Here is a 13602-nt window from a genome sequence, read left to right on the forward strand (position 1 = left end):
GCCCAATCCCACACTCCCCGCATGACCCCCGCGCTTATCTCCAATGGCGGCCCGCCGCTTGATGATGATGACAGCCACACCCCGCCCTGGGGCAAAAACGGTATTGGCCGCTACTTCGAATGGGCGCAGGCGAAGAAGAAGGCGTTCGACGCGCCGTTCGATATCGCCAAGCTCCGCGCTCAGCGCGCCGCGCTAATCGGGCTGACCTACGACGAATATGTCCTCGAAATCCTCGAACGCGGGCGCTATCTCAATGCTGGTGACGCGCAACGGATCGCCGAGATCGTGGCGAGGCGCGGAGTCCGGTATTGATAGCCACCCCACACCGGGACGATAAGCCAAGCCCTTGGGACGCTGGGGCGCTCTGCCCCGCTGGCGCGCGCTGCGGCCTGTGCTAGAACCGCTTCGGGAGACACAATCATGACCCAATCGACCAAATCCGAACAGAACCCGCCCAAGATCGAGGCCGAGGACAAGAGCCAGGACGCGCTGCGCGATGCCGAGCTCGACAATGTCGCCGGCGGCTTTGGCGGCCAGGGGCAGCGGAGCCGGACCAAGGGCGCCTGAGGCGCCCGCGATCCGGCCTGACATGCAGCCTGCCTCGCCCGGCTCCGGTAGGCCGGGCGGGGCAGGATGCCCTGCCGTGTCCCGGCCCTTGCGCGCAAATCTATCCCCGCTTCGCAACCCGGCTCTATTCTTCCCCCATCCCCGCCAGTTACGCAGCCCGGACGCAGGGTTGGGTGGGGAGGATCGGATGGGGAGGGCGCTCCCCTGCGTGGGTAGAAAATCGGCAGCCGCGCTTGCAATATCAGCGTGCCTGATCCCGGACCCCCTAAGCAAGCCGATGCCGTGACAGGCGGCCTTTGGCCCGTCTCTACCAGTTCGGAGGGGCCAATGGCCGCCTGTTACCGTGTCTGCCCGGCAAAGGCAGAGTGAAAAGCGGAAGCCGCAGGGCTGGCCGCGCTTTTGGCTCGTCCGCTGTCCCCTTTATCCCCGGCCGGCCGATCGGCGCGACAATGGGGCAAAGGAGATTTGCCCCATGCCAGAGAAATCAGGACCGTCCGAAAGCCCCGCCCCGTCCGACCTGCCCCGGCTCGGCCCCCGCTCCATCAATGCCTATAATCGCCTCGCCCGCGAGCTGGCGGCCTTCAATTACGTGCTGCGCCACACCAAGGCGTCCGGCCCGGTCACGGCCTCGACCCTGTTCACGCTCAATGGCCTGATCCTCAGCGCCCGGCGCCTGTTCAGGCGCCATCCCGACATGCCGGTCTTCTTTCCCGTCGATATCGGCCAGCCCATGACGCTGACCGATCTCAACATCCTTGTCGCCCGGCTCAATGCGGCGAGCCTGCATTTCGAGGAGCGCTATGCCCATCTCCAGGGCAAGCTCGGCCGCGCGGTGCGCCGGATCGGCTGAGCCGGGCGGTCTTGATGTCGCCACGGCACTGGCCCATCTAGGGAGCTCATCCTTCCGGAGGCTCCCATGCGCGCCCTCACCGCCCTTGCCCTTGCGGCGCTTGCCAGCGCCGCTCTCCTGACCCCCGCCCAGGCCATGACAATCACCGCCCGCGTCTCGGGCGGCAACATCGCCGTTCATACCGGCCCCGATGATCGCTTCCCGATTGTCGGGCGCATCGCCGACGGCACTGAAATCCCGATCGATCAGTGCACCCAGACCGATAGCGACAGCCGCCGCGGTTCCTGGATCGGCGATGCCGGCCACACGCTCTGGCCTTCGGGCGCGAAAACCTTCTGCCGCATTCCCGATTACGGCTGGGTCGCCCGCAACCAGATCGTCGGAAGGGGCCTCGTCAACGTGACCCCGCCCGATTTCGCCGGTCCGGGCTGGTAGCTTCGCTGGCGGTTTGCGCAGCAAATGAAAGGCTCCGGTGGAGCCTTTCAGGCCGAGAAGGCCACAAGAGCTATGCTCGAATGGCTCAGAGCCAGCCCGCCAGCTCGCGCCGCACCATGCTCTCGACGAAATCCATCCCCCCCTGGGAGGCATTGAGGCAAGGGATATAGGCGAATTTCTCGCCCCCGGCCTCGAGGAAGCTCTCGCGCACGCCGATATCGATCTCTTCCAGCGTTTCGATACAGTCCGAATGGAAGGCCGGCGCCAGGATCGCGACCTTCTTGATCCCCTTGCCGGGCAGCTCTTCCAGCGTCTTGTCGGTATAGGGCTGCAGCCATTCCGTCGGCCCGAACCGGCTCTGGAACGTCACCATCAGCTTCTCTTTCGGCCAGCCCAGATAGTCCCGCACCAGCCGCGTCGTCTTGTAACACTGGCAGTGATACGGATCGCCCTTCTGCAGGTAGTCCACCGGCATGCCGTGATAGGACGTGACCACAAGGTCCGGCTCGAAATCCAGCGCCGCCACCCCGTCGCGGATCGAATCGCCCAGCGCCTTGATGTAATCGGGGCTGTCCGAATAGGCCGGCGCCGTCCGCACCGCCGGCTGCCAGCGCATCTGCTTGAGTGCATCGAAGGCCTTGTCATTGGCCGTGGCGGTCGTCGTCGCCGAATATTGCGGATAGAGCGGCACGAGCAGGATGCGCTGGCAGCCCGCCGCCTGCATTTTCTCCAGCACCGACTGGGTCGAGGGATTGCCGTAGCGCATGGCGTAGTCGACCACGATACCCTCGCCCTCAAGGCGCTGTGCTAGATTCTCGGTCTGCTCGCGGGTGATGACGCGCAGCGGGCTTTCATTGGTCCTTTTGTCCCAGATCTGGGCATAGGCGTGCCCGCTCTTTTGCGGCCGGAACGAAAGGATGACGAGGTTGAGGATCGGCCACCACAGGAGCTTGTTGGTCTCGATCACCCGCGGATCGGACAAAAATTCCTTGAGATAGCGGCGCACGCTCCAGTAATCGGTCGCGTCCGGTGTTCCCAGGTTGAGCAGCAGTACCCCGATTTTCTGCTGGGGCACGGGCGGATGGTTGGGAGGCAGGTGTTGGGACATGGGCGCCAGTTTGGAAATGTTCCAGGTTGCGCGCACCTTATCCACTTCCCGTTTGATCGCAAGGCGGCGATGGGTCGCGCTGTCAGAGGCTCGCGACGAGGAGCAACAGGCCAAAAGCCAGCACCGACAGCGCACCGAGCAATTCGGCCCACCAGGTCACCCGCCCGGCCAGGGCACTCTCTCGCCCGCCGATGCGGCTGACCAGCCCCTTTGCCGTCACCGCCAGCGTGGCCAGCGCCGCAACGGTCAGCGCCGTGCCGATGCTCATCAGCAGCACTGCGGCGATCCCTGCGGCCAGCAGCCCCTGCGACAGCGCAAAGACCAATACGACCAGAGCCCCCGAACAGGGCCGCAGCCCCACGGCCAGCACCACGCCCAGCTGCTCGCGCCAATCGCCCTTGATGTCCCTGGGGCCAATCGCATGGTGCATATGCTCATGATCATGACCGTGATGGTCATGCTGATGATCATGCCCATGGTGGTCATGCCCATGGTGGTCATGGTCATGCTCATGGTGGTCATGCTCATGGGCATGCCCGTGCTGGTGTCCCCATCCGAAGATTTTGCGCAGCACCAGCCAGAGCCCGAGCAGCGCCACCAGCCCATAGGAGACGACGCCCACCCAGTGGGCCGCCTCCCCCAGGGCCGTGCTCGTGAGGTTCAGCACCCCCGCCAGCACAAGCACAAACCCAACCGCCACCACGCCCTGCAACAGCGCCGAAAGCGTGCTCAGCGCGATGCCCTGTCGCAATTGCCGCTCATTGGCCAGCACATAGGAGGAGATCACCACCTTGCCGTGCCCCGGCCCGGCGGCATGGAAAACCCCATAGGCAAAACTCAGTCCGCCCAGAACCCAGAAGGCCGTCCAGTCGGTCCTCAGCGCGTCGAGGGCGGCGGTCAGCGCCGCGTAGAAATCGCGCTGCTGCGTCTGCAACCAGCCGAAAAATCCGGTGCGCGGCAGGTTGAGGCCCACTTCGGGCGGCGGCCCGCCAAAGGGCGTCGCCGGTCGGCTCTGTGCCATCTGGTTGACGGCCTCCATCGCCGTGGCGGCCGGCGGGGCATCCCCGCAGGACAAGACGATCATGCCCTGCGTGCCGCGCATCGCCGCAGCCAGATCGGGCGGCAATTCAAGCACTTCGGGGCCCAGCGAATAGAGGCGCGCCTCCACATCGGGCGCCATGGGCGTGGGCGGCTCAAGGGTGACCCCACAATCGGGTCCGGCATTGATCAGCCGGGCATCCGAGACGTCGTCGAAGGCGATTGCCACATAATATTCGGCGTCATAGACGCCCAGCTCGAAGCGGTCGCCGGCTACCTGCGGCTCGACGGCTGCGATGGTGAAGTCCAGCGTCACCCGGTTGTCGTCATAGCGCATGCGCTGGTCGCCAACGGCGGTGAAGCGCATATCGTCGCCGGCTACGGTATAGAAGCCGAACTCGGCCAGACCGACCATGTTCTCGTCGGCCAGCTCCTGCATTTCCTCGGGCTCAACGATGCCGTTATTATTGGTGTCCAGCCCCTGCACCATCCAAACGGAAAAGGCGGTATCGAAGGTCCAGCTGTGATGCAGCGCCGAAACGCGCCCGGCATCGTCAAGGGTGATGTCGACTTCGGCATCGATGAAGATATGCGGATGCGCCTGCGCAGGCTGGATCAGCCCGAAGCCAGCCAGAGCCAATGCGGCCACACTCGTGCGCCAGCGACGAAAACCCAATATTGGTGGCCCCTATGTGATCGGGTGGACGGCAAACCAGTCCACCAGATGGTCGATCAGCGCCCGCACCTTTCCAGCCAGATGCCGCCGATGCGGATAGACCGCCTGCAGCGTCTGCCCGGTGGGCAGGAATTCCTTCAGCACGGGCACGAGTTCGCCCCGCGCCACCACTGGGTCAGCCAGATAGGATGGCAACGTGACGAAACCGAGGCCCATCACCGCCGCTTGCCGTGCCGCGAGGGGCGAATTGACGCGGACCGGACCGTTCACCGGCACCGAAATAGTCTTGCCGTCCTCGGTGAAGCGCCAGTTGGATTGACCCTGCAGGTTGACGTCGATGATGCAGGGCAGATGGCGCAGATCCTCGGGATGGCTGGGCCGGCCCACCTTTTCCAGCAGATCGGGCGATGCCCCCGTCACCACATGCATATCCGCGATCTTGCGCGCGATCAGGGATGAATCGGCCATGGTGGAGATGCGCAGGGCGACGTCGATCCCCTCGTCGACGAGGTCAACATAGCGATCCTCGAGCCGCAGATCGAGCGACACTTTGGGATGCTTCTTGAGATAGTCGAAAATGGCCGGCGACAGCGTCGATTCGCCGAAATTGCGCGGCGCGGAAACCCGCAGCAACCCACGCGGCTCGGTGGTCTGGTCGCTAATCGTGGCATCGAGGTCGTCAAGCTGCTGCAACAGCCCGGAAGCCTCGCGATAATAGGCTTCTCCTGCCTCGGTGAGGCTCAGCTTGCGGGTAGTTCGGTTCATCAGGCGGACCCCGAGATAATCCTCGAGGTCGGTCACATATTTGCTGAGCAGTGCCTTGGAGCGCCCGTGCTGGCGTGCCGCCGCAGAAAAGCCGCCGGCATCGAATACCTGAACGAAGGCGCGGATGCGGGCTATGTCCTGCGTCATGTCATCCCGTACCGTTGAAGCCGTTCGGGCAACGCATAACTCATCTGCGGAATGTGAACAATAAGTGCACTTGGTCCCTGTTGGATTAACGATAGGATAGGATGCCCAATCGACGCAGCCAGGGAGTTCGGACTATTTTCATACCCATGTCCAAACCCTCTTCCCGATCAGCGCTCTATCGGCTCATCGAAGCCGGCCAGCTCGCCCACAAGGCGGTGCTCGTCCCGCTGCGTGAGAAGGGGCTTGAGCCCGGCGACGATGCAGTGCTGTTCGAACTGGGCCGCGCCGGCACCACGGAAGCCGATCTGGCGGCCGAGCTGGGCCTGCCCGTCGACATGCTGGCCGACCGTCTTGCCCGGCTGGTCGAGCGGGATCTGGTCACCCGCCAGGCCGTCGGCCCCGAATTGGAGGCCGGCGTCGCGCTGACCGAACGCGGCGTGCGCATCCGCAACAGCCTGGCCGATCACTGGGCCATGCTCGAAGACGCGTTGATGGGCGAACTCAAGGCCAAGCAGCGCAAGCGCCTGGGCCAGGTGCTGAGCCGCTTCGTGGACCTTCTGCGCCTCTGACGCACTCGGAACCGGCTGCGGCGCTGCCCCGTTTCTCCTTAACGTATCGTTCAGATTAGGTTCATGCGGGATGCGGCTTACTGCTGTCCAAGGCAAGAACGCCAGAACGTATTTGGAAAGGAGCCCCTTCCAATGGCCCTCAAAAACAAACTGCTCGCGACCGGCCTCGCCACGCTTGGTATTCTGGTCACCACCATGGCCGCATCGGCCGCTCCAGCGATCGCAACCGGCAACGTCAATGTGCGCACCGGCCCCGGCACCGGCTATGGCGTCATCGACACCCTGCGCCGCGGCGAACAGGTCGACGTGCAATATTGCCGTGGCTCCTGGTGTTATGTCGAAAAGCGCGGCCCCGATGGCTGGGTATCGGCCAATTACCTGAACTATGGCGGCCGTCCTGGCTGGGATCGCCCGACCCCGCCGCCTCCGGTCTGGACGCCTCCGCGTCCGCAGCCCCCGCACTGGACGCCCCCTCGGCCGCAGCCTCCGCATTGGGGCAACCCGCGCCCGCCGCGTCCGCCGCACTGGAACAATCCGCGGCCCCCGGCCTATCCGGTTCAGCCGGGCAATTCGGGCTCAAGCGTCTGCTTCAACGGTCCGAACGGTTATTTCTGCGTCAATAGCTGATCCGACACAGGCGTCGCCCAAAAGGGCGGCGCCTTTCTCATTCGCGGCCGATGATCGCTTCGGGCACGGGACCGCGCTTGCGTTCCCGCCACATTACCACCAGTCCGGCAGCGACGATGATCCCCGCGCCCACGAGCGAGATCGGGTCGATCCAGTGGCCAAACACCACGATGGACAGGATGATCGCCCAGGGCAGCGAGAAATAGTTGAAGGGCTGCAGCACGCTGGCCGGCGCCATGGTCAGCGCATAGACCATCAATCCATGTCCTCCGCAGGTCGTCGCCATGATGACGCAGACCAGCGCGAAATCGCTCCATGCCATGGGCTGCCAGAAGAACACGCCCACGCAGGACGATAGAACCAGCCCGACCAAGGCAACATAGGTGAGGCTCGTGGCCGCGCTGTCCACGCCGCTCACCTTGCGGGTGATGACGATGTAAAGCGCATAGAGCGTCGCCGAGGCGAGCGCATGAACGACACCCCATTCCAGAGGGATGCCGCCCGGCCGCATGATCACCAGCGCGCCGACAAATCCGGCGCCGACTGCGGCGAAGCGGAAGATGCCGACCTTTTCGCCGAGAAAGGGGATGGCAAACAGCGTGACCAGCAGCGGATAGACGATGACGATGGCCTGCAATTCGCCCAGCGGCACGCTTTGCAGCGCCAGCGCGAAGAACCAGATATCGGCGATCAGCAATACCCCGCGCAGCACCTGCCAGCCCGGCGCTCGGGACGTCAGGGCGCGGCGCAGGGGCGCCTGCCGTGACACCATGATAAGGGCGAAGAGCGCAAACCCCCAATAGCGCATCATCGTAATCAGGAAGGGCGAATAATCCTGCACCAGCATCTTGGAAACGGCATCCTGGATGCCGAAAACACCGATGGTGATGATAGTCAGGACAATGGCGCGGCCGATCTGATCGGAGCGCAGGGAGGCATCGAGGGCGGCCATGCGGAAAATGCTCGGGACAAACAAACGCCTTCGGCATCTGGCTGCCAGGCATCAAGAATCCTATATCAAGCCTCGGCGCTTCGCCATCGCCCAGATCCGCCGGCGCGGAGTGTTCGCCTGCCGATCTCTCCCCCTGCTGCCAGCCTGTGTCACATATGCGGCATAACTCCGCCCCTGGGACGGGCAATATTGAGCCTGTCTCGTTTCCCGCCTAAGGTCGCCACCATGCAACAGACCCCGCCGACACCCGCGAATCAGAGCCCGCAGGTCGCCCTCGTGACCGGCGCCGGCGACCGCATCGGCGCCGCCATCGCCTTTGCTTTGGCCATGGCGGGCTTTGCCGTCGTGGTTCACTATCGCACCGATGCCGAAGGGGCGAAGGCCGTGCAGGCCCGCATCCGCGCCGAGGGCGGCCGGGCCGAAATCCTCAAGGCCGATCTGGCCCAGCGCAGCCAGCGCGCCGGCCTCATCGCACAGGCCGCTGCCTTTTTCGGTCCGCTGACACTGCTGGTCAACAATGCATCGATCTTCGAGCCGGACGCGGCCCGCGACGTCGACGAGGCGCTCTGGGATGCCCATTTCGCCGTTCACGCCGAGGCCCCGGTTTTCCTTGCCCGCGATTTTGCGGCGCAACTGCCTGAGGGGGTCGAGGGCAATATCGTCAACATGATCGATGAGCGGGTGCTTCACCCGACGCCGGCCTTCTTCAGCTATGCCCTGTCCAAATCCGTGTTGTGGACCGCCACGCGTACCCTGGCGCAATCGCTGGCGCCCGCCATTCGGGTCAATGCCATTGGTCCTGGCCCGGTCTTGCCCAATTCCCGCCAGACCCAGGCCGAATTCGATGCGTCCGTGGAGGCCCTGCCCCTGGGCCGCCATGCCGGTCCTGAGGCCATAGCCCGCGGCATTCTCGCCATCCTGTCCATGCCATCCTTCACCGGGCAGATGCTGGCCCTCGATGGCGGCGAGCACCTTGAATATCTGCCCAAAAGCGCTCCTACGCCCCGCCTATGACCGAACAGACCACCCCGCCCCAATCCGGCCCGGATGTCATCCGGGCTTTCGTCCGTACCCTGCCCGCAGCCCCGGGCGTCTATCGCATGCTCGATGCGCAGGGCGAGGTCATGTATGTGGGCAAGGCGCGCAATCTCAAGGCGCGCGTCACCAATTACACGCGTCCCGAAGGGCTCGAGCTGCGCCTGCAGCGCATGATTGCCTCGACCGTCAGCATGGAATTCGTGCGCACGGAAACCGAGTCCGAAGCGCTGCTGCTCGAAGCCAACATGATCAAGCGCCTGAAGCCGCGCTACAATGTGTTGCTGCGCGACGACAAGAGCTTCCCCTATATCCTGATCGCCACGGATCACGAGGCGCCCGAGCTGACCAAGCATCGCGGCAGCCGTCGCCGGCCGGGCCATTATTTCGGCCCCTTTGCCTCGGCCACCGCCGTCGGTCGCACCATTGCCAGCCTGCAAAAGGCGTTCCTTCTGCGCAATTGCTCGGACAGTTTCTACGCGGCGCGCACAAGGCCGTGCCTGCAATACCAGATCAAGCGCTGTGCCGGCCCGTGTACGCGCGAAATCAGTCTCGACGCCTATGGCGAGCTGGTCGAGGACGCCCGCCAGTTCCTCTCCGGCAAGTCCCGCAGCGTGCAGCAGCACCTCCAGGCCGATATGAACAAGGCCGCCGAGGACCTCGATTTCGAGCGCGCTGCTCTCCTGCGCGACCGCCTCTCGGCTCTCGCGCTCATCCAGTCGCAGGGCGATGCCACCGCCCGATCGGTGGAAGAGGCCGACGTCTTCGCCATCCACCATGAAGGTGGCCAGTTCTGCGTGCAGGTCTTCTTTTTCCGCGCGTTCCAGAACTGGGGCAATTACCCCTATCGCCCCCGCGCCGATGCCAGCCTCACCGACGCCGAAGTGCTCGAAGCCTTCATCGCCCAATTCTACGAAAACCGTACTCCGGCTCGCCTGGTGCTGATCTCCCATGAACTCAGCGAGCCCGAAGTCATGGAAGAGGCGCTTTCCAGCCGCGCCGGTCGCCGGGTCTATATCGAACAGCCCAAGCGGGGCGAAAAGCGCGATCTCGTCAATCATGCACTCAACAATGCCCGCGAGGCGCTCGGTCGCCAGCTAGCCGAAGGCGCGTCCAACCGCACCCTGCTTGAAGGCGTCGCCGAAACCTTCGCGCTCGAAACCGTGCCCCGCCGGATCGAGGTCTACGACAACTCGCACATCTCCGGCACCAATATGGTCGGCGCCATGGTCGTTGCGGGCGAGGAGGGCTTTTCCAAAAAGCACTACCGCACCTTCAACATCAAATCCGACATCTCGGCCGGCGACGATTTCGGCATGATGCGCGAAGTGCTGACGCGCCGCTTCGCCCGCCTCGCCGCCGAAAGCGAAACCGATGCCGAGGACGACAATACCGGCATGCCCGATTGGCCCGACGTGGTCTTCATCGATGGTGGCGCCGGCCAGATGAGCGCGGTGCGCGGCGTCATTGCCGAGCTCAACCTGCCGCGCGAAGTCACGTTCATCGGCATCGCCAAGGGCGAGGAGCGCGATGCCGGTCGCGAGAAATTCTTCATGGAAGGCAAGGACGCCTTCATGCTGCCCCATCGCGATCCGGTGCTCTACTATGTTCAGCGCCTGCGCGACGAAGCCCACCGTTTTGCCATTGGCACCCATCGCGCCAAGCGCAAGAAGGACGTGGTCAAGAACCCGCTCGACGAAATCGAGGGCATCGGCCCCACCCGCAAGCGCGCCCTTCTCAACCATTTCGGCTCGGCCAAGGCGGTTTCCCGCGCCTCCCTGGCCGATCTTGAATCCGTGCCCTCGATCTCACGTGCCATGGCACAACTGGTTTACGATCACTTCAACCGGACATAGCCGGTCGGACGCATCCAACACCGCCCATCGCCCGGCCCGGAACGCGTCTGTCCCATCCTCGCCGTCGGCGGCGCCGCCAGCCGGGGAATTTTGCGATCCTGCGCCAGCGGCGCAACTTCCGCGCGCGCCATCCGTTTCAATGACCAGCAAACGGAGTGTCCCATGAGCGACGAAAAAGAACACACCCTTTCCCCCAGCGAAGCCGCTGACCGGATCTGGGAACTGGCCAAGAAGATCGATATCTGCATGTTCACCACCTGGGACGGCCAGCAGCAGCGCAGCCGTCCGATGTCGGCCCGGGTGCGTCGCGACGAACATGCCATCTATTTTCTCACCGATCTTGAAGGCCACAAGCTGACCGAGATCGAGAAATATCCCCATGTCTCGCTCGCCTGGGCCGACAATGGCGGCCATAAATATGCAGTGATTGCCGGTGAGGCTGAGGTACTCAACGATCGCGCCAAGATCGCCGAACTCTGGGAATCCTTCGACAAGGCTTGGTGGGATGACGAGACCGATCCGCGCATTCGCCTGCTCAAGGTCACGCCGGACGATGGCGAAGTCTGGGACAGCCCCAACATGATCGTCACCACCGCCAAGATGCTTGTGGCGGCGGCAACCGGCGCAAAGCCGGATGTGGGCGACAATGCCAAGGTCGACCTCTGACCTTTTCACCCCCGGCTCACGCCGGGGGTTTTGCCGTGCACCCCCTACCAAAGTGGGGACTCGACAAGTCCAGAGCGCCACGCTAGCTTCTCGCTCATGATCAACGCCGCCACCTTTTACTGGTACTTTAGCTATCCGCTCCCGGCGGAGGCTAATGCGCGCGTGTCCTGATCCCCTAAGACCAGACCAGATCGCAAGCCAGCCGCCCGACTTCCGAGGCGGCTTTTTTCTTGGCCCCTCGCAGCACCACCCGAGGGACTACAGAAATGCTCAAATCCACTGACGACCTGCGCATCACCGAGATCAAACCGCTGACCACGCCCATCGAGGTCATGCGGCAGCATCCGCGGACCGATACGGCCACCCGCACCGTGATTTCGGCCCGCCACGCCGTCCACAACATCCTTGCCGGTCAGGATGATCGCCTGGTGGTTGTCGTCGGTCCTTGCTCGATCCACGATCCGCTTGCCGCCATGGACTATGCCCGCCGTCTCGCGGCCCTGCGGACGGAGCTGAGCGGCAATCTCGAAATCATCATGCGCGTCTATTTCGAAAAGCCGCGAACCACCGTGGGCTGGAAGGGTCTCATCAACGACCCCGATCTCGATGGCAGCTTCAATATCACCCAGGGCCTGCACACTGCCCGCGCCCTGCTGCTTGATGTCAACAATCTTGGCCTACCCGCCGCCTGCGAATTCCTCGACATGACAACGCCCCAATACATAGCCGACCTCGTGGCCTGGGCGGCTATCGGCGCACGCACCACCGAAAGCCAAATCCATCGCGAACTGGCCTCGGGCCTCTCCTGTCCTGTCGGCTTCAAGAACGGCACCGACGGCAATGTGAAGATCGCGCTCGATGCGGTGCTCTCGGCGGCGCATCCCCATCATTTCCTCGCCGTGACCAAAGACGGTCGCTCCGCCATTGCCGCCACCACCGGCAACGAAGACGGCCACATCATCCTGCGCGGCGGCAAGACCACCAATTACGATGCCGCCAGCGTCGACGCCGCCGCCCAGGCTGCCGTCAACGCTGGCCTTAACGCCGCGATCATGATCGATGCAAGCCACGCCAATTCCTCCAAGAAGCCGGAAAACCAGCCGCTGGTACTGGCCGATATCGGTGGCCAGGTGGCTGCCGGCGACAAGCGCATCATCGGCGTCATGGTCGAATCCAACCTCGAGGCCGGCCGGCAGGATCTGGTGCCCGGCACACCGCTCAAATATGGCCAGTCCATCACCGATGGCTGCATTGACTGGGACAGCACCGTCACTACGCTTACCGCGCTCGCCGAAGCCGTTGAGAAGCGCCGTGCCGTGACCCGGCAGGCGGTGGCCTGACGGTAAAAATGGATCACCCGGTCAAGCCGGGCGGTGACGATGAAATGTGAAATTGTTTCTTCCGTCACTGCCCGGCTTGACCGGGCAATCCATCTCCCCTTGACCCCCCGCCGCCATTCCTGTTCTCTCCCGCAATGGCCAGAAACCCTCTCTTCCTCGTCCCCAACATCATCACCATTGCCCGCATCCTCGCCATCCTGCCGATCGTCTGGCTGGTCATGGATGGGGACATTACCCTGCGCATTATCGCACTCGTGCTTTACGTCCTGGCTGCTGCCAGCGACTGGGTCGATGGCTTCCTCGCCCGGGCCTGGAACCAGTATTCCGATCTGGGCCGCATGCTCGACCCCATCGCCGACAAACTTCTCGTCGGCATCCTTATCGTCGCCCTGGCTTGGGACGGCAGCCTCTCGGGCTGGGACATGATCCCGGTCGTCGCCATCCTTTTTCGCGAATTCTTTGTGTCCGGCCTGCGCGAGTTTCTGGGCAACAAGACCGTGGTGCTGCCCGTCAGCAAGCTCGCCAAGTGGAAGACCACGGTCCAGCTCGTTGCCCTGGGCATCATCCTGCTCGAGCGGATCGTGCCGGGCCTTGGCCTTGTTTCCGACCTGCTGCTTTGGGCGGCCGGCGCCATAACGCTCTGGACCGGCTGGCTTTACCTGCGCGCGTCCTGGCCGCATCTGTCCGGCGTCGGCAAATGAAAATTCTTTATTTCGCTTGGCTGCGTGAGCGGCTCAATCGCGCCAGCGACGAGGTCTCTCCACCCGACGGTGTGGTCACGCTGGACGATCTGGTCACATGGCTGCGTGGTCGCGACGAAGCACTCGACTTGGCCATGACCAATCCGGCCATCTTCAAGCTCTCGATCGATGCCCGCATCGCTCCCGGCCACACCCCCATTGCCGGCGCCCGCGAAATCGCCATCCTTCCGCCCATGACCGGCGGCTGACCTGACGGGAAGAGACAGCACA

Annotated in this window: 16 protein-coding genes; 12 read left to right on the forward strand and 4 right to left on the reverse strand. The window is 63.9% G+C overall.

The features are described from left to right. The 4 genes from VE26_RS10375 to VE26_RS10385 all read left to right on the forward strand — a co-directional run. A partial coding sequence (locus VE26_RS10375; RefSeq protein ID WP_342018407.1) for a hypothetical protein occupies positions 1–312 on the forward strand: 312 nt, incomplete at its 5' end. Positions 313–420: 108 nt separating this feature from the next. Continuing rightward, positions 421–567 carry a hypothetical protein gene (locus VE26_RS18085; RefSeq protein ID WP_160297835.1) on the forward strand — a complete coding sequence of 49 codons (147 nt, stop codon included), beginning with the start codon at positions 421–423 and terminating at the stop codon, positions 565–567. A 472-nt stretch (positions 568–1039) separates the two neighbouring features. Beyond that, positions 1040–1417, forward strand: coding sequence for a hypothetical protein (locus VE26_RS10380; protein WP_046105249.1), 378 nt, complete (start codon positions 1040–1042; stop codon positions 1415–1417). 66 nt (positions 1418–1483) lie between these two features. Continuing rightward, positions 1484–1852 carry an SH3 domain-containing protein gene (locus VE26_RS10385; protein ID WP_046105250.1) on the forward strand — a complete coding sequence of 123 codons (369 nt, stop codon included), beginning with the start codon at positions 1484–1486 and terminating at the stop codon, positions 1850–1852. 85 nt (positions 1853–1937) lie between these two features. On the opposite strand, the gene hemH is transcribed toward VE26_RS10385, so the two are convergent. The 3 genes from hemH to VE26_RS10400 form a co-directional block, all read right to left on the reverse strand. Further along, positions 1938–2960, reverse strand: coding sequence for a ferrochelatase (hemH, locus tag VE26_RS10390; RefSeq protein ID WP_046106221.1), 1023 nt, complete (start codon positions 2958–2960; stop codon positions 1938–1940). Between the two features lie 82 nt (positions 2961–3042). Beyond that, positions 3043–4647, reverse strand: coding sequence for a HoxN/HupN/NixA family nickel/cobalt transporter (locus VE26_RS17155; RefSeq protein ID WP_052715834.1), 1605 nt, complete (start codon positions 4645–4647; stop codon positions 3043–3045). Between the two features lie 39 nt (positions 4648–4686). Beyond that, positions 4687–5586 (reverse strand): LysR family transcriptional regulator, encoded by a 900-nt coding sequence (locus VE26_RS10400; protein ID WP_046105251.1) that lies wholly within the window; start codon positions 5584–5586, stop codon positions 4687–4689. 146 nt (positions 5587–5732) lie between these two features. On the opposite strand from VE26_RS10400, the gene VE26_RS10405 reads away from it, so the two are divergent. Both VE26_RS10405 and VE26_RS17160 read left to right on the forward strand, forming a co-directional pair. Then, positions 5733–6155 carry a hypothetical protein gene (locus VE26_RS10405; protein ID WP_046105252.1) on the forward strand — a complete coding sequence of 141 codons (423 nt, stop codon included), beginning with the start codon at positions 5733–5735 and terminating at the stop codon, positions 6153–6155. A gap of 132 nt (positions 6156–6287) precedes the next feature. After that, entirely contained in the window at positions 6288–6782 is a 495-nt protein-coding gene (locus VE26_RS17160; RefSeq protein WP_052715835.1) for an SH3 domain-containing protein, read from the forward strand. A 37-nt stretch (positions 6783–6819) separates the two neighbouring features. Here the strand turns inward: VE26_RS17160 and VE26_RS10415 are convergent, their stop codons facing one another. Continuing rightward, positions 6820–7734 (reverse strand): DMT family transporter, encoded by a 915-nt coding sequence (locus tag VE26_RS10415; protein WP_052715836.1) that lies wholly within the window; start codon positions 7732–7734, stop codon positions 6820–6822. Between the two features lie 225 nt (positions 7735–7959). Between VE26_RS10415 and VE26_RS10420 the strand changes: the two genes are divergently transcribed. From VE26_RS10420 to VE26_RS10445, 6 genes are all read left to right on the forward strand, one after another. After that, positions 7960–8748 (forward strand): SDR family oxidoreductase, encoded by a 789-nt coding sequence (locus VE26_RS10420; protein WP_046105253.1) that lies wholly within the window; start codon positions 7960–7962, stop codon positions 8746–8748. Then, a complete protein-coding gene (gene uvrC / locus VE26_RS10425) occupies positions 8745–10625 on the forward strand; it encodes an excinuclease ABC subunit UvrC (RefSeq protein WP_046105254.1) in 1881 nt (626 codons plus the stop codon). Before VE26_RS10420 ends, uvrC begins: the two co-directional genes overlap by 4 nt. 162 nt (positions 10626–10787) lie before the next feature. Then, positions 10788–11291, forward strand: coding sequence for a pyridoxamine 5'-phosphate oxidase family protein (locus VE26_RS10430; protein ID WP_046105255.1), 504 nt, complete (start codon positions 10788–10790; stop codon positions 11289–11291). A 266-nt stretch (positions 11292–11557) separates the two neighbouring features. Beyond that, a complete protein-coding gene (locus tag VE26_RS10435) occupies positions 11558–12631 on the forward strand; it encodes a 3-deoxy-7-phosphoheptulonate synthase (RefSeq protein ID WP_046105256.1) in 1074 nt (357 codons plus the stop codon). 134 nt (positions 12632–12765) lie between these two features. Beyond that, positions 12766–13332: a CDP-diacylglycerol--glycerol-3-phosphate 3-phosphatidyltransferase gene (gene pgsA / locus VE26_RS10440; protein WP_046105257.1), complete on the forward strand. Its 567-nt coding sequence runs from the start codon at positions 12766–12768 to the stop codon at positions 13330–13332. Further along, positions 13329–13580: a MoaD/ThiS family protein gene (locus VE26_RS10445; RefSeq protein ID WP_046105258.1), complete on the forward strand. Its 252-nt coding sequence runs from the start codon at positions 13329–13331 to the stop codon at positions 13578–13580. The genes pgsA and VE26_RS10445 overlap by 4 nt, the downstream gene beginning before the upstream one ends. Positions 13581–13602 lie beyond the last annotated feature (22 nt).

Origin of the sequence: Devosia chinhatensis, assembly GCF_000969445.1 — a bacterium.
In the GTDB taxonomy this organism is placed as follows: domain Bacteria; phylum Pseudomonadota; class Alphaproteobacteria; order Rhizobiales; family Devosiaceae; genus Devosia; species Devosia chinhatensis.